This is a genomic window from Bacteroides sp. AM44-19, from assembly GCF_003603395.1.
Lineage (GTDB): Bacteria > Bacteroidota > Bacteroidia > Bacteroidales > Bacteroidaceae > Bacteroides > Bacteroides uniformis.
This window is the reverse complement of the sequence record NZ_QTNB01000011.1, coordinates 63,832-89,188: the sequence shown is the minus strand read 5'-3', so window position 1 is coordinate 89,188 and position 25,357 is coordinate 63,832. Positions and strand designations below refer to the sequence as shown.

Genomic DNA, 25,357 nt, shown 5'->3' with positions numbered 1-25,357 from the left:
GCTATGCCCCGAAAACAGAAGTGCACACAGATGACACAGATTAGACAGATTTTCACAGATTATTTTTTTTCTCTTTATCTGTGGTCATCCGTTTAATCTGTGTCATCTGTGTGCCATCTTGGTTTCGGGAAACTTTCACGACACAAGAGAATCTCTAATTATTCAACGATAGTCACCCAGCCATGAGTATCCGGCTCATCGCCATACTGGATAGCACGCAGCTTGTTGTAGAGCTTCGTACATACCGGTCCTGGTTTTCCATCTTTGGAAATAACGTATGACTTACCGTTCTCTACGTCGTCAATACGTTCGATGGGGCTGATAACGGCAGCCGTACCGCAGGCACCCGCTTCCTCGAAAGTCAGCAACTCTTCTTCAGGAACCGGACGACGCTCTACCTTCATACCCATGTCCTCTGCCAACTGCATCAGGCTCTTGTTGGTGATGGAGGGCAGGATGGAAGTGGATTTCGGAGTGATATACGTATTGTCCTTGATACCGAAGAAGTTGGCAGCACCACACTCGTCCATGTATTTCTTTTCTTTGGCATCCAGATAGAACTCGCAGGCATAACCCAAATCGTGCGCTTTCTTATTGGCACGCAAGCTGGCTGCATAGTTACCACCTACCTTATAAGTACCGGTACCCAACGGTGCAGCACGGTCGAATTCGCGGATAATGACATACGGATTGGTTGAGAATCCACCCTTAAAGTAAGGACCTACCGGGGTCACGAACACCACAAACAGATATTCGCTGGCAGGATGTACACCTACTTGTGCACCGGTACCCACCAGCAACGGACGAATATACAGAGAAGCACCCGATTCATAAGGCGGAATGAAACGCTCGTTCAGCTTCACCACCTTCAAAATGGCTTCCTTGAAACGCTCCGTAGAAAGCTCCGGCATCAAGATACCCCGGCAGGTGGACTGCAGACGCGCCGCATTCTCTTCCAAACGGAAGATGCGCACCTTACCGTCTTTACCACGAAAAGCTTTCAAACCTTCAAATGCTTCCTGACCGTAGTGCAAACAAGTGGCAGCCATGTGCATAGGAATGGTTTCCTCACTGCAAACTTCCAGTTCACCCCATTGTTCGTTACGATAATAAATTCTCACATTGTAATCTGTCTTCATATATCCGAACGGCAGATTAGCCCAATCAAGTTCTTTCATATCTCAAAGTATTAGTTACTGCATTACGTACAATTTGCAACAAAAATAGCTTTTATTCTTCAGATTCTCGCTTCTCCGACAGTAATTTTTCAATTTCCTTGTCGGCTTTGGTCAATTTATCGCTGCAAAATGCTATAATTCCGTTTGCCTCCTTTATCTTTTCGGCAAGTACATCTATCTCCAGTTCGTTGTTGTCTATCTGGCTGACAATTTTCTCCAAACGCGCCATGGCTTCGGAGTAGGTTTCTTTTTTCTTTGTTGCTGGCATAATTGAAATTTAATTAATCTTTGTACTTCTCAAGCCGTTTGTCAGAATTCCCGTCTTTGGGCGATGCATTCTCCCACTTCATTTCCTTGGACGTCAGTTTCAGAATATGATATTGTTCGGTATAATGTTCCTCTTTATCATACAACATAATCAATTTTTTATCAAGACTTATGATATAAGTACCACGAAGAGGAACTCCGTTAGATGACGGGCTTCCGGTATAAACTTCATAGGTCTTGTCTGCATTAAACGTGTAGCTGGTCACAAAATCGTCCGGCAGGACTGGTTCTTTCACAATCCACTTACCTACCAGTTGAGAAACTTCGACCTTATCATCCTCATCCGTACATGAAATAAAACTAAATGCCATGACCATCAGCATCAGCATACGAAACAAATTTTGTGCTTTCATATTAATTCATTTTAAATGATTTAAGTAATATTGATAAAATGCAAAATACAGCAAAACACTGCATGAATGCGACTTAAATATGTACAGTTGAGATCACCTTACCATTTTGCAGGCAAGTCATTATCTCGTCATTCGCTTGCAGCTCATCTGCATTTTTCACAACTTTCCCATCTTTCAACGTAATGCTGTAACCACGGGCAAGCAGCTTTTCTGGTGAAGCATCTGCCAAGCGCTGCTGCAACAATTCCAGACGGTGGCGATAGCGGGACAAATAGGAAGTGACAGCTTGCACTACATCTTTCCGCGCAGTCAGTAAAGCTATTTTTGCATCGGATATGCAACGGTATGAAGCAGAAGGAATCCAGTTCTTGCAGACAGACAACTTGCGCTGTTCCTGCTGCAACAGATTCTTGACCCCCTCATGCAAGCGGGAAACAAGCATTTCCAGTTCATCGGCGGCATTGTTCATGAGGTCTATCAAGAACTCGGCGGCGGCCGTAGGGGTCTTTACACGGGTATGTACCACAGAATCCAGCACCGTGTCGTCCCGCTCGTGACCGATACCCGTTATGATAGGTAACGGAAACTGTGCACAAGCAGCAGCAAGCAGATAGGTATCGAAACCGGACAAGTCGGACGTGGCGCCTCCACCGCGAATAATGACAACCACATCAAACTCGGACAAGCGTGCATTCACCCGGTCGAGAGCAGAAAGGACAGACTCCTCCACACGGTCACCCTGCATCAAGGCAGGAAACAGCTCCGTATAAAAGTAGAACCCCCGGGAATTGTTTCCCAGCTGATGACAGAAGTCACCATAGCCCGCCGCCGTCGGTGAGGATATGACGGCAATACGTTGCGGCAGGCGAGGCATCTCGAGTTCCTTATTGAGGGTGAGCACCCCCTCTTCCTCGAGCTGTTTCAGTATCTCCCTGCGGCGGCGTGCCATATCGCCTAAGGTATAGGTAGGGTCTATGTCCTGCACTGTAAGGCTGTAGCCATAAAGCTCATGGAAGTTGACAGTGACCTGCACCAGCACTTTGATGCCCGAAACAAACGCCTGCCCCGTGGCTTCCTCAAAATAGGGCTTCAGCAGGCGGAACACATTTGCCCAGATTGTTCCTCTCGCCTTAGCTATCAAGCTGTTGCTGCGAGGGTCTTTCTGCACAAATTCCAGATAGCAATGCCCCGTACTGTTGGTACGCACATCGCTCAACTCCGCCTGCACCCAAAACTCATCGGGGAGACACTGCTCCAGACTGCGACGCACAAGGGCATTCAACTCATGTAAAGACAAGGCTTCCATATTGCTATCATTCAACCAGTTACAACTTTATAAGATTTTATCCGTAATAAAGTGGCACTTTATCCGCGATAAAGCAGTACTTTATCCGCAGTAAAGTAACACTTTATCCGTGATAAAGTGACAATACACTATTGGCAAACCAACAGAAGTTTCCGTTATTTGTTTCTTTCGGGCTGATAATCCTGATACGCCTTCCACATATCGGGCACGCCATAACCGTAGATGTTATCGGGAAAATCGGCACGGTCACCGGAACGGCGCACCAATTCTATCACTTCTTTTGCCGTAAGTTCGGGGCAAGCCTGCCACAAGCAGGCCACCATGCCGCACATAATGGGTGAGGCAAAAGAGGTACCGTTCGCCCTTCCCTGGTTGCCGTCCGTGCGTATCATGTCGGCACCCAGCCCGACAGCTACAATATCCGGCTTTATCCGATGGTCTGCCGTATTCCCTACAGACGAGAAAGGAGCCAGAACAGCCTCCTTGTCGACAGCGCCCACCGTCAACACATTCTCGGCATCGCCCGGAGGCGTAATCTTCTTCCAAGAACCGGCGCCCGAATTTCCGGCACTGCATACCAATACCATGCCCTTATCGGCTATGCGCGATGCCTGACGTGACATCAGCGCATGGTGCCCATCCAGATTGCGGAGCTTATAATTCTTGGATTTATCATCGAAAGCGTAATATCCCAATGAAGTATTGAGTACATCCACTCCCACGCTATCGGCATATTCCACAGCCGCAGCCCAGTAGTCCTGCTCTACCAGATGCTCGGAGTATTCGTCTTCGCTGCGCAGCAACCAGAAAGAAGCTTCGGGAGCCGTACCGGTCATGACACCGGGACGGTTCATGGCGATGCACGAGAGCACCGCCATGCCGTGGCTGCTTTCGGCAAATATATCCGATTGGGGGTTCACAAAATCCTTCGTACCCAGGATGCGGATATTCTGCATGGCGGTTATCTTGTCGGCATTGTGGAAACCCGCGTCGATAACGGCAATCGTCATTCCTTGTCCCTTGAAGCCTTCTTCGTGCAGCTTATCGCCATTGCTCAGCCGTATCTGGTCGACAGCCAGTCCATAAATGCTGTCGGGATGCACGCTCGGGCGGTTTATCAGAGAGTCGCGTCCTGTCGCCATGAACGGCCCGTCACCTCCGGGAGCTATCCATACCTTTTCCGTCTCCCGGACAAAAGGCAGGGCGGCAATGCGCTCCACCAATGCAGAGTCGTTGCAGGACACCGTAACAAAATTCTCCCACTTGCCGGTAACGACAATCTTCACGCCTTGCCTGCGAATCTCATCCACATACTTACGGCATACCGGAAGGTCTGTCGAGTCTATCGGAAGGTTCTGCTTCAGGCGACGCTCAATCGCCTTTTCAGAAAGAAACGCTTCCGGATGTTCCAGCGAATACGTGGTGGCAGCCTTGTCCTTCAGGCTGATGCGATACTTCAAAGTGTCTTGCCGGGCCGATGCGCCTACAGCAGCCAAGATGAAAAGTAGAAGGAAAAAGAGTTTTCTCATATATCTGTGTTTTTATTATTTTCTGCAATATACATCCCGATGCCCCGTTGGGAAGCGATGAATGAGCCGCCAACCACACGCCGGCCAACGTAGAACACGGCAGACTGTCCCGGAGCAATGGCAGAAGCCTCCGACAAGAAGCGCACCAGCAGACGCCCGTCCTCCAGGCGCTTCACGGTGCAAGGGATGGGTTTGCTGCGGTAGCGGATGCGCACGGTAAGCTCTTCACTGCCAAAGAATTCCGCCTCATCAATCAGTTTTTCCTCTTCGGCAAGCATGTATCCGGCTTTCAACTGCTCCGCATCGCCCAGCATCACGGTGTTCTTCTGCGGATTGATTTTCAGCACGTAGGCGGGTTTGCCCAAAGCAATCTCCAGCCCCTTCCTCTGCCCGATGGTGTAGTAAGGGAATCCTTTGTGCCCGCCCAGCTTGACGCCTTCCGAATTGACAAACCATCCCGGCCCCACCTCGCTGTCTATCTCCGGGGAGTGCTCGCGCAAGAAGTCGCGGTAGTCGCCCTTGATGAAGCAGACTTCCATGCTTTCCCCTTCTTCCGCCTTAAGCGTATATCCTTTATCACGAAGATACTCGCGAACCTGCATCTTGGTGAAGGCTCCCAACGGGAAGATACATCGCTTCAACACCTCCTGCCCCAGTCGCCAAAGGAAATAGGACTGGTCTTTCTTATCATCATCCCCGGCAACAATGTAAACCTTCCCGTTCCGTTCCTCCAGACGGGTGTAGTGTCCGGTAGCAATGAATGCACATCCCAGCCTGTCGGCCCACTCCGTCAGGATACGGAACTTGAATAACGGGTTGCACATCACACAAGGATTGGGAGTACGCCCCCGACGATATTCATCGATAAAGTTTTGAACGATAATCTGCCGGAAAGCCTCACGCTCATCTGCCACATGGTGCTCGATTCCCATACTGTCGGCAAGGTTGCGGGCTTCCACCGGTTCGTCTCCCCACACCCACATGGTGAGGCCGACTATCTCATAGCCCTGTTCCCTCAACATCAGGCAAGTGGCGGTACTGTCTATACCTCCGCTCATTCCCACTAATACTCGCTTTTCGGATTTGTTCATATTCTGCCATTCATTCATATAATCTGCAAAAGTACACGTTTTCAAGCAGAATACACAGCTTTTCAGCTAAAGAGAGAGTATTTTCATCCTCCACCGCCTTCACCTTCTTCCTCAATCTTTCTATTCATCGGCTTTTCCGGTAAGACCTCTTTCCTTCGCACTACCGCACCTCATAGGTGTTCCGGTATTTTCTTATCAATTACGCATCTGTCTTTGATTATACCTCCTTTCCTCTTAGCATAACCATTTATGAATCAACAGATAATCAGTGCAAAAAAATGTAGCCATTTTGCACTGATGTTACACCCCTACTACAGTGAGGTTAGTAGCAGGCAATTGACAGCTCCCGAGCCTTCAACGGGAAAGCGAACGCAAGGAGCTTACCCGATAATCCACTTACTGCCCGGTATCAACGAGATGAGTTTGGTTACCACGAAACAACTGATAAATGTACATACCGCTATTACCGGAATGGCAGCCACAGTGGGTAATCCCAATGTAGACTTAAACACCGATACCCACAAGCCAAGCCAGAAAATGTGCATAAGGAACATGCCGTAGCTGAGTTTAGACATTTCGGCAATGATGCGCGGAGGCTGCGGAATGCTGATACAGCCGAACAACAAAAATGTGCCTGCCGTCAACGCCACGCTATTAAGGGTGCAGAAAGCCCATCCCACCTCAATGACCGGCGTAGAATGAACCACTCCCGGAACAGCCTGGACATAGAACGACCACATGGTAGCCGCCGCGCCGACCAGCATAAGCAGGAAACCGACCCGCAGACGCAAGGAGCGCCCCCAAGTAAGATGCACGCGGATATAATGTGCCAGCACAAGGTAGCCCAAATAACCCGAAAAATACCATAACATGTGATATTCGTTCCAGAAACACTGTCCCCATACCTCACCAAACCAACGGTTGAGGAAAGGTATACAAGTAGAAATCAGAAACAGTCCGATGAAGAAACGTTCTTCTTTGGCCGAAACCTTCTCCAGCCACGGTGAGATGACCGGGATGAACAGATAAAGACCTATCAACGGATACATGAACCAGAAGTGCCCGGCAAGCGCAGGAAAGTTCAGCCAGATACGTGAAAGGTCGTTCAGAGATTGTTCGCCGTCCATCTGTCCCCACAACATGGGCAACGTGCTATACAACACCATGAAAAAGACGAACGGCGGCATGATGCGCAGGAAACGTTTGCGATAAAACTGCCAACAGCTCTGCCCTTTCTTCATCGGTGCAAGCAGGTAAGCCGAAACAATCATGAACAGAGGCACAGACATACGGGAGAAGCCATCGTAAACTGATACCCACAACCTATCGGCCTCATTCTGAAGGAAAGACTGCGGTCCTGCCATGTCCGTAGAGCCGGCGGCTCCATAAAAATTCTCGCTGGCATGGACCAACATGACCAAGAAGCACGCAAACACGCGCACATAATCCAAAAAAGCAATACGTTTCATTTTATTTTAAGTTTTCTATTTATGCAAATCAAGAGTTAAAAGTGTCAGTGCTTCACTCCTATTCGCATCATTCATCAATTTATTCTCTTGTATTCGGGAACGCAGATATCCTTAACCGCGCAGCTCCCATAGGGATGAGTGTGATTTCTTCTTTATCGCCTCTCGCTGCATCCTCTTCGGGCAACACGCCACACAACCCGGTTTCATCTATTTTCCATTCGGGAACCAACCGGCCGACAGCCTTCACCTCCAAAGGTACATTGGCCACTGTAAAAGGGTAGTCGTCGGCTGGCCATGATTTACGGATTACCTCGAAGTGCTTCAAAGGTTCTGTCTTGTCCAACACCAGCGAATAATTCCACGGGCTGCCGGGATATATCTCAGTAGTGGGCCATTTTTGAGGGTCAGCATCTTTCTGCCATTTAGAATCACCGATAGCCGTTTCGCGGCTGTCTTTCTCTACATATTTCTCTGCAATCTTAAGAGATAGGGTGAGAGGGCCGTAATCCACACTTACGCTATTCTTATTGACCTGCCAGGTGCGCATGGACAAAGACATCGGAAACGTCAATTCCACACAGTCCCCATCCGACCACTCGCGATGGATGCAGAGATACTTTCCTGCCACGGGAACCACATCCACTTCCTCACCATTCACGCGCACTTTCGCCTTTTGAGTCCACGAAGGAATCCGGAAATAGAACGGGAAGGTGACTTTTCCCTCGGTAGAGACAGAAAAACGGATGTCTTCCTCAAAAGGATAATTCGTCTCTTCGTACAAAGTGATTTCCTTTCCATCAGCTACTTTCACCACAGCCTTGCAAGCTGCATAAAGAGCCGTTGCCACTCCATTGTCGGGAGTTGCCAAAACCAGATGTTCGGCAAAGTAGGGCCAGCCTTGTGCATGATTGTGCTGGCAGCAACGACTGCTGAAAGGATTCATCGAAAGAAACGGTCCGCGGTTGTCGATACCCGGATGATGATTCTTGGAATCACTGACGACATGGTTCGGGCAAGTGATATAACGCAGCGCTTTAAAGTCCGGCATCACGGCAACCGGATAAGAGTTAAATGCCACTTCTTCGCAATGCTCAGCCCACAAGGGGTCGCCCGTCATGCGAAGCATAATTTCATCGGAAGCCATCTGTTCAACCAGCCCACAAGTTTCCACCCCCTGGCGGGGGTCGATATATCCCAAACGGGCATTCTCATCTGCCCCGAACATGCCGCCGGGCACCTGCCCGAAAGTACGACGAATCAGCCTATGGACATTATAAGAGGCGTTCAGCATAGCAGAATCACCGGTCTGCATATAATAAGTGGCAGGCTCACGGAAACATTGGGCAATGTTTACGTTGTGCCAGTTGGGCAAAGAGGTCGACTGAGTCCAGTCGGCAGTGTTGCGATGAATCTTTTCGGCCAATTCGAGCAAAAAAGCATCTCCCGTATGACTGTAAAGCCAGTAGATGCTGATGATGTTATCACCTCCACGACTGTTCTCCCAATAGTCTTCCAGAAGTCGGTCGTCGGGAACCGTCATCTGCCATTTAAAGTAGTTTGTCATCAGGTCTATGACACGCTGGTCTTGAGAATACTCGTAATAAGATTGCAGGCACCAAAGCATAATCATCTGTGCCCAAAGTTCGCGTTTCCCATTGCGTTCGTTGACCGGGCCGAAATAACCGTCCGGCTGGCGACTGGCAAATACGCCTTCAATCCAGTATTTGGTTTCTTCTATCATCTTCGGATCATTCAGAATATATGCCAAACTGCTATACCCTTTGAGCCAATAGGGAACTTCCTCCCAACCATGATCCCCACCGGTCGTAAGCCAGGCATTGTTATCCTTTTCCAACCAAGCGCTGATTTCCCCTAAATGTCCGGTTAGGCCATCGCGCTGCAACTCCAAAAATTTCCTTACCCAACCCTCGGGGCGGATGCTGCCTACCGGCAATTTTATAAAGTTCAACGGACGAAGCGGGGCACGGTAACCCATATAATTGACATTGACAGCATGTGTATCCGGCCGGTCCACCACCGTCACCGTACCGGCAGAAGAGGCAGAAGTACAAGCCGTAACCGAAACTGTCAATGCCACGAAAAGGAGGGCAGCCACCCATGTATATAAGTTCTTCATATTATATCTTAATCAATGTTATTCAATAAATCCACCTTCCCCTCATTAACCAACTTCAATATCAACTCACCGAAAAGGGTGTTCTGCCAGGCAAACCAAGGGCGGGTGAAGTTGGCTGCATCATCCTTATGGAACGATTCGTGCATAAAGCCAGTACCGGCATCCGTATCCATCAGCATCTTGATGCAAGTTTTGATTTCGGCATCATCCCGGCTTGTGAAGGCTTTCATCATAATGCTCATGGGCCACACCATGTCATAGCCGATATGCGGTCCGCCGATACCCTCGCCGGCTTTGCCGCTGAAGAAATAGGGATTGCTGTCGCTCCACACAAAACGGCGGGTATTCTGATAAATGGGGTCATTGACATCTACATCTCCCAAATAGGGCATGGCAAGCAAGCTGGGCACATTGGCATCGTCCATCAGCAGATGATTGCCGAAACCATCAACCTCGAAAGCATAAATGGTACCGAATTCAGGATGGTTGTAGGTTGCATAGCGTTTCAAAGCCATCTCCACCTCATCGGCCAAGGCACGGCAGTCGGCAGCCAGGGCAGTCTCCTTGTTCACTGTTTCCAGAATCTCGGCAGCCTTGCGCAAGGAAGTGACGGCAAAGAAGTTGGAAGGCACAAGGAACTGAAGCGTTGTGGCATCGTCCGACGGGCGGAAGCAGGACACGATGAGTCCCACCGGACGGACAGGAGCACCCAGACCGTCATTGTTCAGCGTATCGAGCGCACGCTCCGTCTTGCGTTGAAATTTGTAGGGACCGACACCCTCTTTGCGCTGCTGTTGACAAAAAGTAGTATAAATATTGCGGATAGCTTCCAGCCATTCAGCACCGAAAACCGAAGTGTCACCCGTCACCTGCCAATAGTGATAAGCCAACCGCAAGGGATAACAAAGCGAGTCGATTTCCCATTTGCGTTCATGCAGTTCGGGCTTCATGTCAGTAAGGTCACTCATCCAATGTCCATCGGGCAGTGCACCATCGTTGTAAGCATTCGCATATGGGTCGATATTGATACACTTGAACTGGCGTAGAATAACACCGGCCAGCATCTCTTTCAGTTTCGGGTCGTTGTTGGCAAGCTGCACATATGGCCATACTTGCGCCCCTGAGTCACGCAACCACATAGCATGGATGTCACCCGTATATACAAAAGTATCAGGCTTTCCATCGCTACCTTTGCGGAAGTGCACAGTAGTATCCAGCGTATTGGGAAAACAGTTGGCAAACATCCAGGAAAGCTTGCGGTTCTTCAAAAGTTTCTGTACACGGGCAATCTCTTTCTCCACGGCAGTGGAACGGAAAAGTCGTTGTTTCTCTTTAGGACGATTAGAGGAATAGTTTCCGGCAGATGCCGTATTATCCTGCACGGCCACAAAACCCGCATCGGCAAGAAGGCAGCTACCATTGGCAGCCTGAACCATCCCGGCAGCCGCAGCCAGAACAAGACTGAAACAAATCTTTTTGGTATTAAGACTCATATTTCTTCTATATAAATTTGAATTGAAAATTGCTATTAGTCAAGTGGGGTTTGGGTAGCTTTCACTCCCTCGAAAGTCATGCGCACCGGCTTTATCTTTCCTTTTTTGTCAAAGTACATCCGGTCAATGCAGGTGGCACGACTGTTTGCAGCCGTTTCTCCCAACGGACGACGGTGGTAAATGATGTACCATTCGTCCTTACCTTTCCCACGCACCACCGAATGATGTCCGGCACCGGTAGCTACATCGGCATCCTGCTGAAGAATGATTCCCTCGCGACGGAACGGTCCGAAGGGAGAGTCGGCAATGGCATAGGCCACACGGTAGTCGGGGCTTCCCCAACCGCCTTCCGACCACATGAAGTAATACTTTCCGTTACGTTTCAACATGAAAGGGCCTTCTACATAGTCCTGAGGGGTCACTTCTTTATAGACTGTGCCATCATCAAAAGGAACGACACCAAGTAAATCGGGAGACAGTTTCACGATGTTGCAATGCCCCCATCCGCCATAGTACATATAGTAAGTGCCATCGTCATCACGGAACACAAACTGGTCAATGGGCTGTGCACCATTCACAATTTTATCAATCAGGGGCTTGCCCAGCACATCTTTGAAAGGACCTGCCGGATTGTCTGCCACAGCCACACCGATACCGCCAATCTCAGAGTTGTTCTGTATATCGTTCCCTCCGAAGAAAAGATAATAGCGGTCATTGGCCTCGATAACAGCCGGCGCCCACAAAGCACGGCGCAACCATGGGATATTTTCCTTTGAAAGCACGCGTGGATGTTTGGTCCAATGCACCAAGTCGGGCGAAGAATAGGCATCCATAAAAGTCTGTTCACCATAAGGAGCGGAATATGTAGGATAAATCCAGAACTTCCCGTCCAGCACTACTCCCTCAGGGTCGGCATACCAACCGGGAAAAATCGGATTGCCGCTACGTTTCTTTTGAACTTCTTCACCAGATTGCGCATAAAGAGATGAAGAGGCACAAAACAATGCCAAGCAGTAAACAGTAAGTTTCTTAAGTTTCATGGTAAATAGGGTTTTCAAACAGTGATTCATCGTAAAAGAGAGAGGGTGTGTCAAAACGTTTTTCAGCGATTACTCCGTCAGACATCCGGCACACCCTCATCATTGATTGCTATGGTTTTGGCTTTGAGGTCACTTCTTCTTTTTAAGCGTTTTCGAGAAGGAGTAAGGAGCATCCTCCTCTCCTGCCCCACGCTGTTTGTTGGGCACATTGTCCATAGTGAAGCGCAGTGAGGAGCCGTTCATCAGTTGCTCGTGTGTCAGATAGTTGCGTGTATAGTCAACGCCATCCACTGTGAGTTTCTGCACGTAGCGGTTGGCACGGCTATTCTCAGGAGCTTCAATCGCCACAGTCTTACCATTTTCCAAGTGCAGACGCACAGAACGGAAGAGAGGAGCACCCAGCACATACTGGTCTGTACCCGGACAGACAGGATAGAATCCCAAAGCAGAAAACACGTACCAAGCAGATGTCTGGCCGTTGTCCTCATCACCGCAATAGCCGTCGGGATTGGCATTGTACATGCGCTCCATAACCTCACGCAGCCAGTACTGCGCCTTCCACGGCTGAGAGGAATAGTTATAGAGGTAAATCATGTGCTGTATGGGCTGGTTACCGTGAGCGTAGTTGCCCATATTCATGATTTGCATCTCCCGGATTTCGTGGATGACACTGCCATAATAGCTTTCGTCGAACACAGGCGGCAACACAAACACGGAATCCATCATTTGGTTGAAGGAATCCTTGCCTCCCATCAGGTCAATGAGTCCTTGCGGATCATGGAAAACCGACCACGAATAGTGCCAGCTGTTTCCTTCCGTAAAGGCATCACCCCACTTCAAGGGATTGAACGGCGATTGGAATGTGCCGTCCTCATTCTTGCCGCGCATCAGCTTGTAGTCAGAATCGAAAAGATTCCGGTAGTTCAGCGCACGTTTGGCAAAAGGAGCCAGTTCTTTCTTCGACTTGCCCAGCGAAAGTCCCAGCTGGTAGATGCACCAATCGTCATAGGCATACTCCAGCGTACGGGCTGCATTCTCGTTGATACCCACATTATAGGGCACATAACCCAGCTTGTTGTAATACTCATGCCCCAAGCGTCCGGTAGAGGGAACATTGGGATGCACATTCTCCGTACCGCTCTTCACGGCTTCCCACAATGTCTCGATGTCGTAGCCACGCAGCCCCTTCAGCCAGGCATCCGCCACCACAGAAGCGGAATTGTTCCCCACCATGCAACCACGGTGTCCCGGACTGGCCCATTCGGGCAGGAAACCGCTCTCCTTGTAAGTGTTGGCCAATCCTTCCTGCATCTTGGCATTCATGGACGGATACATCAGGTTGAGGAAGGGGAAGAGACAACGGAAAGTGTCCCAGAAACCGGTGTCGGTAAACATATAGCCGGGCAGCACCTCACCATTATAGGGGCTGTAGTGCATTACCTGACCTTGCGCATCTATCTCGTAGAAACTGCGCGGGAAAAGCACCGAACGGTAGAAACAAGAGTAGAAAGTACGCAGACGGTCGAGGTCGGTATCCTGCACTTCAATGCGGCCCAGCACCCGGTTCCATTCGTCACGCCCGGCTTTCGCCACCTCTTCAAGCGTCCGGCCACCCAGTTCCTTCAAGTTCAACTCGGCCTGCTCGTGACTGATGAATGAGGAAGCCACACGTACATTCACCTGCTCGCCACGGAGGGTATGAAAACCGATGATGCCACCGGCATGATTGGCACCTGCCTCGGTGGTACGGGGGTCAATCTTTCCGTCCTTCACGGCAGCAGTATAAGTAAAAGGCTTATCGAACTGCAATACAAAGTAGTTCTTGAAATTGCTTGACACACCACCACTGTTCTTGGTGGTGTAGCCTATGATTTTCTTTTCAGCCGGAATGATTTTCACAAAAGAGCCGTTGTCCATGGCATCTACCACCACATAGGCTTCCTCCGTTTCAGGGAAAGTGAAACGGAAAGCAGCGGCACGCTCGGTAGGAGCAAACTCCGCCGTCACATCATGGTCGGCAAGATAGACCTTATAATAATAAGGAGTGGCAGTCTCGGCTTTGTGAGAAAACCAACTGGCACGCCCGTCCTGGTCGAAAGCCACCTTTCCGGTAACGGGCATAATGGCAAACTGTCCGTAGTCGTTAATCCACGGGCTGGGCTGGTGTGTCTGCTTGAAGCCGCGAATCTTGTCGGCATCATAGGTGTATGCCCATCCGTTACCCATGGTTCCGGTCTGTGGAGTCCAGAAATTCATGCCCCAAGGCATAGCCACGGCAGGATAAGTATTACCCGTAGAAAGGGAATGCTTGGACTGCGTGCCAACCAAGGTGCTGACGTAATCCACAGGTGTAATCGGCTCATCAACCGGCAACGAGGCCGCCTGCATACCGCCTACAAGAAGGAGGGCGGTTCCCCATGCAAAGAGTCTTTTCATTCGTTTGGTAAATTTTGTCATTGTTTATTCTGTATCAACTTGCCTTCAAGCATCTTCATGTAATATCCGCCTACTACCGAGCGGGCCTTAAAGCCACGCCAGTTGGGCTTGTCGGTAAATACCCAGTCGGACATCGGCACGCGGTCTATCGTTTCGTTCATGAACTTATGCACCGGGACGATGAATTCACGGAAAGTAGCCCGGTCGGAAGCCATTGTGGCAGTCCACATAATCCAGTCGGTCTTGGTGTAAGTCTCACGATTGTCGAGGGGCAAACCATAGATATTCTGTTTGGTCAGGTAATAAGGTATCTCCATTTCTGCAATTTTGCTGTCGAAGATGTTCAGTCCGAGCAGTTTGTCCCAAACCAGGTTGTACTTCTGGCTCCATGTACCCGGCTTGTCGAATGTCAGGCGATAATGGTCGCCGTCGTTGGCCATGCGCTCCCATTCGGTAGCCATCTGGCGTGCCTTCGTTGTATAGGCTTCGGCCACATCCTTCTTGCCGAGCATTTCAGCCAATCGGCCATAAGAGGCCACTCCTAAAATTGCCTTGATGGAAAGATTGGTGTTATGGGCAAAGTGTCCGGCGAAGTCATCGGTACAGAGTTGGTTTTCAGGGTCAAGTCCCTTTTCCACCAGATAGTCGGTCCAGGTGGTGAGCACTTCCCAATGTTTGGCAGCATAGTCGGCATTGCCTTCTACTGCAGCAATGGCAGCTGTAAGAATCAGCATGTTTCCACTCTCTTCCACCGGCATATCGCCTCCGTATACCTGGCCGTTGGCAAGAGGATAAGTACCCAAATCATGGGCGGCGAAGGGCTTGGTCCATTTACCGCTTTCACTATAATGGAAGATACCGTTCATCATGCCCTTCTCCAGTTCCGGATTATAAATCAGATAGAGGGGAGCTGAGGGATAAGTCAGGTCTACGGTGTTGATACAGCCGTTACTGTTGTTTTCCTTCGACAGCCACAACAAGTCACCGTTGGGGGCTTCCACCAGTTTGTGGGCGGCAATGGACTGACGGTAGGCCAACGCGCAGAGTTCGGCATATTCCTTGCCGCCTGCTGCTGAAGCGTCTTCCATCAACTTTTTATCGAAAGCATAGCAACGTACCAGCAATTTGTCATACTCATTGTAGGCAGCCAGCATTTCAGCCTCGATGGTGCGGTCGCCTTTTGAGTTCCAGTAAGGACGCAAGTTTGTACCGAAGTACTGGATGGAATAGATGTCGTCATATCCCAGTATAATCTTGTCGGTAACATTCTTCACTTTACCATAGCTACGCACCAAAGCCATGTTTCCATTGCTGTCCTCTCTCTCGAGCGAAGCAGAGTTCAAAGTTCCGTTCACGAAGTTCTTGCGCAGTTCGGTACTGTTGCCAACACTGTATGCAGTGTTTTCCTTGCCAGCAACCATGTAGAAATATCCCCAGTCAATGCGGAGGTCATCGCCCTGCTTTGCCAGGATGTTCTGTTCCTTGCTTCCACTCTTCAGGTAGAGCAGTCCGTCAGCTTCATATCCCTTGCTTGCAGATTGCTGGTAAGGCTGGTCGAGCGCCCAGCGCGGAGAAGCCTCAAAATACACCTCCACTTCGTGTTCCTTGCCGTCACGGGCAGCAACACTATAAGTAAGGTAATTCACGGGACGGCTCAGCAGCTTCAGGTCTTCCATAAAGAGAGGTGCCGTGAAGGTGACTTTCAGGTCGACATCACCACAGGTAAAAGCGTAGTGTGTCTGCATGGGCTGCACGTCGGCAGAGGTCTGCACAGCTGTATTGCCAAACACGGTTTCCAGATGTTTCGGAATCTGCAGGCCGAAGTCGAGCAAGCCGTTACCAACCGGATTGATACATTCGGCGGCAATGATGTTGTCGCCCTGCTTCAAAACCGCCAAAGCCTCATCGGGAAGTTTCACGACTTTGTTCTTGTTGCACGTGGTTCCTGTGCCGTGTATTTTCACTCCGTTGATGTAGAATACGGCATCGTCATCGTTGGAGAATTCCAGATAGACAGGTATACCGGTCAAATCACGGTCAATATTTACCGTACGGCGCACCCAGATATTGCGGGTTCCCCACTGGGTTTTTGCCGTAGGCTCATTTTCTTTAGTACCAAAGGCACCACGGTCTGACTTCCATTTGGAATCGTCGTAACCGGCAGAGGTCCAATCGCCCGCAGGCTTCTCTGTGGTATACTGCCCCGTCCAATCGCCTTGCTGCGAGGTGGGCACGATGGCATTCATCTCCAATTCCTCGGTTCCCATAAAACGGTAGGAAACACCGTCCACCTTCACCACGCCAATCAGCGGGAAATCCTTACCCGTCCAATGGCGCACGGGGCTGTCGTAAAGGTTATCACTCATGGACCATGCACTGGCATAAGGGTCGATGGTTACAAGCGGATAGGCAGGTGCTCTCAAGTCGTTCTTTATGACTTCGTAAGACGTATCCTTGTCACTGCATGCAAAAAGGCATGAAGCCAACAAGGTGTATAAAAGCTTTTTTCTCATATTGTTTATATAAAATAATTGTTTATGTTGTTACACTTTAAAAAATAAAAGGCCTGAGATTACCAGCAAAACTTCACCGACACTCCGTCAGGATTATTCTCAAACTCTATCAAATATGTATGGCTTGCTACATGCCAACGCTTGGCATCGAATACCTCTCTGCCGTCGACTGTCACACTCTTAGGACAACGGGGCAGCAGCACACGCGATACGTTTGAAGTCTCGGCAGGACTTTTCGCCACATAGGAGTACCGGCCTTTTCCGCGTTCTTCCTGTTCTTCGCGACTTGCCGAAGCCAGAACCTGCGGCTTCTTCTTACCGGCTACACGTTCTACATTCAGCAACAAGGCTTGCTCACCCGGATTTATCCGCTTGGAAGTGTATATCGGTAACTTGGGGTCGAAAAGGTCAATCAAACATCCTTCCACAGTAAACGGCTCGTCGCTCACGCTTTCTTCAAGCACAGCAGCCAAGTCGTAATCTCCCCTTTGCAGATAGAAGTTATTTTTGAACTCCAGCTTCCCCGCTTTCGCATTCTGCTCGTACATTCGGGCTGCAAGATACAAAAAATCTTTGTCACCGCCTTCATGCAGGACATAATCTTTAGGGGCGGTACGGACAATACATACGGTTCCCTTACCGTAACTGTATTCTCCCTGTTCCGGTCTGGCAGGAAGTCCCATCTGCTCAAAAAGATGTGCGGAAGGAGTAGCATAGTTATGCCCGTTGGTATTCCACCATTCTCTTACATTCTGAAAAGGGTCGTTGTCCGTCCCACTGTAAATCAGCACTCCGCCCTTCTTCACCCAATCGGCTATGTGGCTGTGCGCTTCGGATTCAAGCGGTTTCATGTTTGCATAAGTCATCAGCAACACTTTTGTGTCAGCCAGCGCTTCTTTATAGCCGAGGTTCTCAATGTGGACGGTCTTGACGGGTACGCCTCGTTTGAGCAGAGGCAATGCCTGACCGTAAAAGTTAGCCAGTTGCGGGTCTTCATATCCATTATGCGTAGGAAAACGCTGGAACATCAAGGAATTTGCCATCAGTACGCTGAATCCTTCGCTTCCGGTCAGTTTATTATCAGTCAGAGGCATACGGTTCAGGGCGTTAATCATCACTTGCATCTGTGTGGAATAGAAACGGGGAATACGTTCCTTCTTGTCGCTATTCGCACTTGTACGGTATAGTCCTTCGTAGATACGTTCCGGCCAAGGCATCACTTCGTAATCGGCTATATTCGGATAGAGTAGCTGTGCAGTGAAAGTGGCCTGATAGTTTTTCTTATAATCCGCCCAGTCACGCGGCCAGTCTTCAATAGGGTCGGTCAGGAAGAACATCTTACGACCGGTGGGAGCAGTCATCGACTCCATGGAACCATACTCCAGATAGGCAGTCTCGAACACACGCTCACGTTTGCGACCGTCAAAGAAATTCGGCTCGCGCGAAGTTCCGGTCCATACCTGAGCGATGTAACCGTCTACACAAGGAAGTGAAGCAAGACTTGCTTCCGGACTGACAATCTGCCATTGCGAATAGTTCACCAACGAGTGGGTGGGAACGTAGCACTTCACGTCCATCCCTTTGCTTTTACCATATTCCTTGGCAAAGGTGAAGACTTCATTCAGTGCACGATAGTACAAGTAATACTTGAGTTTGCTCGACAAATAAGTATTTTCCGGTGACTCATGTTGCGGTCTCCAGTCGAAGCCATAGTATTTTTTCCATTCTTTCTTAAAGGACTCACTGTAACCGGCTCTTGCCCAGAATTCCGGTTCCTCCATGAAGATGGCATCCACACCGGCGTCGATTACTCTCTTCACATGTCTCTCTTTCAGATAACTTAAAAAATTCTCCGACGGTACGATATAGGGCACCATGTGACCGTGCCATATCGTGTCTCCGGCCTGCGTGACCTGCCCCTCGTCCAAATGCCATTTCCCGTCCCATTGTCCGGTGAAATAGTCCTGATATTCACCCCAAGCAATACCGGTCATAAAGTGTATGATATATCCGCGCTCCTTCCAAGACTTTACCCGTTCTTCGAAAGATAGTTTGCGTGACTTGTCCGAGGGATTTCCTCCTACTCCATACACCATCACCGCATCAGCCCTATTGTCAATGGAAGGCTTCCACTCGCGTGAGGTTTGAAAAGTGGTCTTGACATTGTCTTTGGTTTGGGCACCTACGGAGATGCCTGTTGCCAGGACAGCCAAACTTATCAAAAAATGTTTTTGCTTCATATTGGTTTCTTGTTTTTATGGTATTAATCGTTACTCTTGCCATTATAGTGACAAAAGATTGCCCACATACAAGCAAGGCTTTGCCACTATAGTGGCAAAGCCCCGGCTGTATACCATCAGGCTACGGAATAAGCACTTCCATCGGCTCGCTGTAGTTCCAACGGCGTGTACCGCTACCTACGGGTGTGTCGTAGTTAATACGTGCGGCAGCGCGTACAAACACTTTGCGGCCCGAAGGTACGTTGCCATTCGACTGAATGGTAACTTCCTTCCCCAGTAAGCCCTCGAAACTCTTGCCCTCATAGTTGATGCTGCTCGACCAACGCTCGTCGCGTGCCCGGTAGCCTACTGTGTTTGAGTAGCTGACGAAGAATTGGATGTCGGTTACGTTCAAGTATTCGTCCTTCCAATTGCCCATCGGCTGGATTTTCTCACGGAAGACTTCATCCGATACGCCGCGTGTTACGCGTACTTGCGCCTTGATGACACCGTTGCTCACCTGCGGATTGCCCACAAACTCGACGTTCAGGAAGGGCTGCACCTCAAACTTCACTTTCGTCGTGCCACTGATTTCAGTATTGACAGAGCCGTCGTGAAGCAAGGTACCGTCTGTATTCTCACGTACTAACGGAATGAACGGACCGTCGATGCGGACATTATACTCACCCTTGAAGATTTTCGTGTTCTGGAATGTACCGTCCATCATGCAGTAAAAATCCGGGTTGTGTTGCACATTGTCACCCCAACTCAATTCGGTCAGGCGGACACGGATGCCCTCACTGCCCTGGTCGGTCAATACACGCTTACCGGTTGCTTCATCTACCACCTCGCCCCAGATAGTCTCGGCAGGTTCCTCATAGTTGTCTATTTCGAACATACTACACGAGGTTAACATGAACAGGGCGCTGAATAAGCTATAGAATATTGTCTTTTTCATACGTTTTAAGTTTTTAAATTATTGAGTTTTATCGATTAGGCTGCTGGTCAATCACAGGACTCTTAGAAACCTCACCACCCGGAATCGAGAAGTAATAGTCCAAAGGAGTGTAGCCAAAGTCCTTGTCACCGGCAGTCGTATAGTTGAAACAAACGTCGAAGAACCACTTGCCTGTCTCCGTCGAATAGAACGGATAGATACCACGGAAACGATAACGAGTCGTGTTGCTGAAACGGTCCTTGTCACGTTGCTCACCCCAGAATCCGTCGCGACCTTCATAGTGGTTCACACGCCAGCGACGCAAATCCCACTTGGTCTTATGCTCGAAGGCCAACTCTTTGCGGCGCTCCTTGCGGACGATGTCGCGGCTGTCGATTGTGCCAGCCAGTGAGGAAGTCAGTAACCGGGCACCGGCACGTTCACGAATGTCATTGATAGCTTTCGTGGCTACGCTCAACATATCCGTACCATCCGGTGAAGAGGCACCAGCCAACGAAAGTTCCACAGCGGCCTCGGCTGCATTCAGCAGCACCTCGGCATAACGCATCAGGATAAAGGGTTGCGCACTGTTTCCTTCTCGGGGAACAAATGCAGGGTCAGGATTCAACCATTTGCGTGCCAACAGACCGGTCATGGCGCTTCCACCATCTTCATAGAAAGGGCCGTTCTCGCCGGCAGCCGTCATCGTAGAACCATCAGGCAAGGTCACAATTTCCTGCTGGTCTTCCGATTTCGGACTGAGATAAAGCGTTTTGGGCTTCTCTTTATAAGCATTCAGATGATTATACTTAGTAGTGGCCGAACCATATGAATAGTCGCTAAAAAGTGGCTTGATAGGCGTGGAACCCGTATAAACACCGGCATAAATCTCAATCTCCTTGCCTTTGAACATATCACCGGGGAAGATGACATAAGCACGCAGACGAGGCTCAGCATTTTTGTAGTAATCCATCGGACTATCATACATAACGTAGTTACCTTCGGTAGAAGAATTGCCCGTCGTCACCTTCAGGGTACCATCGGGATAACGGTCGAAACCGTCGAACAGCTCTACAAAGTCGGCTGTCGGGCAAACGCCACAATTCAACGGAGCCTTGAAGGTAAGCGGCAGGTTGTAAGAATCGTAAGCGTGAGTGCTCGTGGGATAAGCGTACTCCTTCACATAGATGTTCTCAGGATTATTACTGAGATCGGAGAACATATCTACCATATTCTGATATTGCGCTTCCGGATCGTTAGCAGCCCATTTCTTCTTGTAAAGTGAATACACACCGCTTTTAATCACCTCTGAAGCAGCTTTGTAGGCTTCGGTGAAATACTTCTTGGAAGCCTCTTGCCAGCGGTTTTCATCGAATCCAATCACACGTACACCCGTTTTGGCACCCAAGCCGGTCAGACGGCCGGTTACCGTTTCATTGTATTTAGCTACACTACCTGCATAGAGCATCGCTTCCGACTTGAAAGCCAGAGCCACGTACTTGTTGCTATAGCCGCTCTTGGGACTGCCGGGCATCATCAGTTCGATGGCCTTGTCATAGTCAGCCACAACCTGATTCCAAGTTTCTTCCTCACTGGCACGGGGCACTTCCAAGTTGCCGTCTCCGGGATACTGGATGACCTTTGTTACCAAAGGGATACCACCGAAACGACGGGCCATGGCGTAGAAGACCGTGGCACGCACGTAATAAGCTTCGCCCAAATAGTGATTGTAGGTAATCTCGGCGTAAGAGCCTTGGTATTTCGGCAGGTTCTCAATCAGATAGTTGGCATCGCGCACCAATTCAAAAGCTTTACCCCAGTAAGCATTGTCTTCACCGGTAAACGCACGGCAAATACCATCGCGGTTCATTGCTTCGCCGGTACCGTCGATACCGATGGAATTCAACCATCCGTTAAAATTCAAACCCCATTGAGACAGATATTTGAAATCTTCCCACGGCATATTGCTATATAGACGCGCCATGTAGATGTCCATACCCGATTCGTTGGAAAGCAACGACTCGGAAGTCACGATATTTTTGGGAGCAATATCCATATCGACACATGAAGTGGCGAGAGTCATGCACAACATCGCGGATATCAGTTTATGTTTCATATTTACTATTTTTTAGGTTTATATCATTGATTACTTAGAAAGAGAGGGAAACTCCCAGTGTATAGGTCTTGTTCAACGGATACATACGGCCCAGATCGTCATCGGGATGCTCAGGGTCAACGAACTTCACGCCAGTGAAAGTCAACAGGTTGTAAGCATTGGCATAAACACGCAGGCTGGCATTGGGAATCTGCTTCAGTTTTGGGAAGGTATAGCCCAACTCGATGCTCTTCAGACGGAGGTAAGCAGTGCTTACGCGGTTGAAAGCAGAATTATTTTTTGCCCAACGGCCTGTGTAAGCATAGTGACCGGAAGTCCAGACTGTAGAAGGATCATAGGGATCGGCTTTCGGGTCTACAGGATGCCAGCGGTCGAGGAACTGTGTCAATGCACCACCACCATTCTTACCCCAAATTTCGTGCAGAGGCTCTTTGTATTCCATAGAACCCAGTGCAGAACCTTGCAACAGCATATTGAAGTCGAAGTTCTTCCATTGCAGGCCGGCATTCAAGCTGAATTGCAACCACGGAGTCTGGTCAAAGGCAAACGGATGTTCGTCCTGACCGTTAATCTCGCCGTCACCATTCCAGTCTTCATACTTATAATCACCCGGCAGGACGTCGCGTTCCTTGAAGCCGTAGTAATTCCAAATATCGTTCCAACTGGTGTAACGACCGGCGGAAGTATAACCAAACTGTACCCCTTGATAACGGTTCGTCAGGTTGTCGTTGCGCCAGCGATCATACGAGTTGGCCCAAGGTCCTTTTTCCGAAGCAGTCAGGTATTTCTGACGGGTAACGGTAGCAATACCCTTCAGGTTATAGCCTACTTCACCAATCTTATTACGGTGGGTCAGCTCCAATTCCATACCGAATTGGCGGTCGCTGTCCAGGTTTTCACGCGGAGCAGTGGCACCTACCACGGTAGGCAGGGCACCGGTACGGCGAGCGAAACGGCCGGTACGCAAACGGTTGAAGTAGTCGAACGAAACACCCAGCAGGCCGTCCCATCCTTCAAAGTCGAAACCGATGTCGAATGTCTTCGATTTGAACCAAGTGATGTTCTCGTTAGGCAATGCCATAGGACTGGCTGCACTGATAAACTTGCCGCCGAAAATGTAGCCCGGCGAATAACCGTTGTAGTCGCCGTTGGCCATGTTGCCGCTGGTCGAAGGGTAGGTGTACCCCATAGCCCAGTCATAATTCAGGTCGCCATCGTCACCTAGTATACCATAGCTGGCACGCAGCTTCAACTGATTGACGAACTTCAGAGCATCGATACTCTTGAAGAAAGGCTCTTCGGAAATTCTCCATCCAGCCGATACGGAGGGGAAGAAGCCCCACTGGTGTCCCTTGGCAAACTTGCTGGAACCGTCGTAACGGAACTGTGCTTCCAGCAGGTAGCGGTCGGCAAACGAGTAGTTGATACGACCTATCAAGGCTTCGTTGGCCTGCTCATAGAGGTCGTTATTACCTGTCTGCATGGCACCAATCTGGCCTTCGGTCACACCTGCCAGCAGGTAAGGCATGGAGAATGCCAGGTCGCGGACAGCGTAGAAGTTGTCACCGTTGCGCTTTTGCACTTCCCAACCGATAACACCGCCCACGTGGTGAACATCGTTAAAGGTTCGGTCGTAGTTTACCGTGAATTGTCCCAGCATCTGCGACTTGTCATAGAATTCGCGGCGCATGTTGCTGGGTGAACTTTCATTATAGACCTTTTGATTGTAGGTGCCGGTCTGCTCGTCATAAGCATATTGGTAGTACTCTTTACGGAAAGCTTCGTTGTTGTCGGCACGGTAGTCGTAACTGAACATAGCTTTGGCAGTCAACCCCTTCAACACCGGAGTGTATTCGCCGAAGTCTGCCGTCAGAGTAGCCGAGGACTGGAAATATTTCTGTTTGTACTTCTTGTAACCGGAAACGTCAGCCGTCATCATAGCCACAGTGTTCTGTTCCATATCCAAACCGTTGTAGTTCAACATCGTCCCCTCGGGATCGGCGTATGCAGGATAGAGAACACCTTGACGCCAATAGTTACGGATGATGTCTTGTGAGCTGGTGTAAGGCGTGTTGCGTTCGTCAGAGATACCGCTCACACCGAGTTCGAATTTTATACCTTTAGCAATTTCAGTCGAAATGTTAGAGCGCAGGTTGAACTTGTTGTAGTTCAAATCTCCTGAACGGAATATACCTTCCTGATAGAAGTAACCCATGCTGATGTAAAACTTCGTCTTCTCAGTTCCACCGGAAATACTGATGTCATGTTGCGTTTGCGGAGCCACGTTAGAGATAATCAGGTCGTTCCAGTCCGTTGTACGGCGCGTGCCGTTGCGGAATGCTTCGAAACTCTCTTCGCTGAAAATCCATGAACCGCCGTTGATGTTGTTCATCGACATTTCGTTGAACAGTGTCATTGATTCATAGGGGTCACACAGTTCAGGCATACGTGAAGGTTGCTGGAAAGTGTAGGAACCGTTGTAAGAGAATTCCGTTTTTCCTGCTCCTCCTTTTTTAGTAGTCACCAACACTACACCATTGGCGGCACGTACACCATAAATAGCGGCTGAAGCGTCTTTCAGTACGGAAATGTCATCAATATCCATTGCATTCAAACGCTGGAACTCTTCCGTACTCCGGGGAATTCCATCAATGATAATCAATGGAGCCCCCATACCGCGAACATCGAAGCTGTTGTTGAAAGTTCCGGGTTCAGAGCTCTTCTGCCATACACGCAAGCCGGGAATACGTCCCGTCAGCATGTTCTGTGGGTTTTCGTTCTTGGTCTTTATCATATCCTGACCTTTTACGGCAGAAACGGCACCCGTCACCGAACCGCGACGCTGTGTTCCGTAACCTATCACCACCACTTCGTCTATCATCTTGGAATCGGTTTCCATGATGATGTTGATAGTGGTACGTCCGTTCACTTTCTCTTCCTTGTCTTTCAATCCCACATAAGAGAAGCTGAGGATACCGTTTGCGGGGACACTGATGGTGTAGTGTCCGTCAATGTCGGTAATGACACCGGTGGTAGTACCTTTCACCATGACGGCAGCACCAATGACAGGCTCGTTGGTATCGTCCATGACTATTCCCGAAACGGAAATAGAGTTTTGTGCGAATATATCTGCCGGAACCAGCATCAGAAGTAGTGCCATAACCATGCAGGATAATCCTTGTCGCATCTTGCTAAAATTCTTCATAGTCCATT

The 25,357-nt window shown here is 49.5% G+C and carries 16 protein-coding genes; all 16 read right to left on the bottom strand.

Annotation, left to right across the window (positions count from 1 at the left end):
• Positions 1-158 precede the first annotated feature (158 nt).
• A complete protein-coding gene (locus DW947_RS15345; RefSeq protein ID WP_016273137.1) occupies positions 159-1,178 on the bottom strand; it encodes a branched-chain amino acid aminotransferase in 1,020 nt (339 codons plus the stop codon).
• Between the two features lie 52 nt (positions 1,179-1,230).
• Positions 1,231-1,446, bottom strand: a complete 216-nt coding sequence (gene xseB / locus DW947_RS15340) for an exodeoxyribonuclease VII small subunit (protein ID WP_044468264.1) — start codon at positions 1,444-1,446, stop codon at positions 1,231-1,233.
• 13 nt (positions 1,447-1,459) lie between these two features.
• On the bottom strand, positions 1,460-1,858 hold the full coding sequence (locus tag DW947_RS15335) for a lipocalin family protein (protein WP_044468265.1): 399 nt from the start codon (positions 1,856-1,858) through the stop codon (positions 1,460-1,462).
• 73 nt (positions 1,859-1,931) lie between these two features.
• Positions 1,932-3,164, bottom strand: coding sequence for an exodeoxyribonuclease VII large subunit (xseA, locus tag DW947_RS15330; RefSeq protein ID WP_057281565.1), 1,233 nt, complete (start codon positions 3,162-3,164; stop codon positions 1,932-1,934).
• 155 nt (positions 3,165-3,319) lie between these two features.
• A complete protein-coding gene (locus tag DW947_RS15325) occupies positions 3,320-4,693 on the bottom strand; it encodes a S8 family peptidase (protein WP_117963354.1) in 1,374 nt (457 codons plus the stop codon).
• Positions 4,690-5,784, bottom strand: coding sequence for a tRNA 2-thiouridine(34) synthase MnmA (mnmA, locus tag DW947_RS15320; RefSeq protein WP_044468269.1), 1,095 nt, complete (start codon positions 5,782-5,784; stop codon positions 4,690-4,692). Before mnmA ends, DW947_RS15325 begins: the two co-directional genes overlap by 4 nt.
• A 380-nt stretch (positions 5,785-6,164) precedes the next feature.
• Positions 6,165-7,253 (bottom strand): acyltransferase, encoded by a 1,089-nt coding sequence (locus DW947_RS15315; protein ID WP_057281563.1) that lies wholly within the window; start codon positions 7,251-7,253, stop codon positions 6,165-6,167.
• Between the two features lie 79 nt (positions 7,254-7,332).
• On the bottom strand, positions 7,333-9,390 hold the full coding sequence (locus tag DW947_RS15310; RefSeq protein WP_057281562.1) for a beta-L-arabinofuranosidase domain-containing protein: 2,058 nt from the start codon (positions 9,388-9,390) through the stop codon (positions 7,333-7,335).
• Positions 9,391-9,398: 8 nt separating this feature from the next.
• Positions 9,399-10,883, bottom strand: coding sequence for a glycoside hydrolase family 125 protein (locus DW947_RS15305; RefSeq protein WP_057281561.1), 1,485 nt, complete (start codon positions 10,881-10,883; stop codon positions 9,399-9,401).
• A 35-nt stretch (positions 10,884-10,918) separates the two neighbouring features.
• A complete protein-coding gene (locus tag DW947_RS15300) occupies positions 10,919-11,923 on the bottom strand; it encodes a glycoside hydrolase family 43 protein (protein WP_057281718.1) in 1,005 nt (334 codons plus the stop codon).
• A 129-nt stretch (positions 11,924-12,052) separates the two neighbouring features.
• Positions 12,053-14,359, bottom strand: coding sequence for a GH92 family glycosyl hydrolase (locus DW947_RS15295; RefSeq protein WP_057281717.1), 2,307 nt, complete (start codon positions 14,357-14,359; stop codon positions 12,053-12,055).
• Between the two features lie 17 nt (positions 14,360-14,376).
• Positions 14,377-16,872 (bottom strand): glutaminase domain-containing protein, encoded by a 2,496-nt coding sequence (locus tag DW947_RS15290; protein WP_057281560.1) that lies wholly within the window; start codon positions 16,870-16,872, stop codon positions 14,377-14,379.
• Between the two features lie 59 nt (positions 16,873-16,931).
• Positions 16,932-19,112 (bottom strand): hypothetical protein, encoded by a 2,181-nt coding sequence (locus DW947_RS15285; protein ID WP_057281559.1) that lies wholly within the window; start codon positions 19,110-19,112, stop codon positions 16,932-16,934.
• A 121-nt stretch (positions 19,113-19,233) separates the two neighbouring features.
• Positions 19,234-20,049: a DUF3823 domain-containing protein gene (locus tag DW947_RS15280; RefSeq protein ID WP_057281558.1), complete on the bottom strand. Its 816-nt coding sequence runs from the start codon at positions 20,047-20,049 to the stop codon at positions 19,234-19,236.
• 28 nt (positions 20,050-20,077) lie between these two features.
• On the bottom strand, positions 20,078-22,144 hold the full coding sequence (locus DW947_RS15275) for a RagB/SusD family nutrient uptake outer membrane protein (RefSeq protein ID WP_117963352.1): 2,067 nt from the start codon (positions 22,142-22,144) through the stop codon (positions 20,078-20,080).
• A gap of 34 nt (positions 22,145-22,178) precedes the next feature.
• Positions 22,179-25,349 (bottom strand): SusC/RagA family TonB-linked outer membrane protein, encoded by a 3,171-nt coding sequence (locus DW947_RS15270; RefSeq protein WP_057281556.1) that lies wholly within the window; start codon positions 25,347-25,349, stop codon positions 22,179-22,181.
• Positions 25,350-25,357 lie beyond the last annotated feature (8 nt).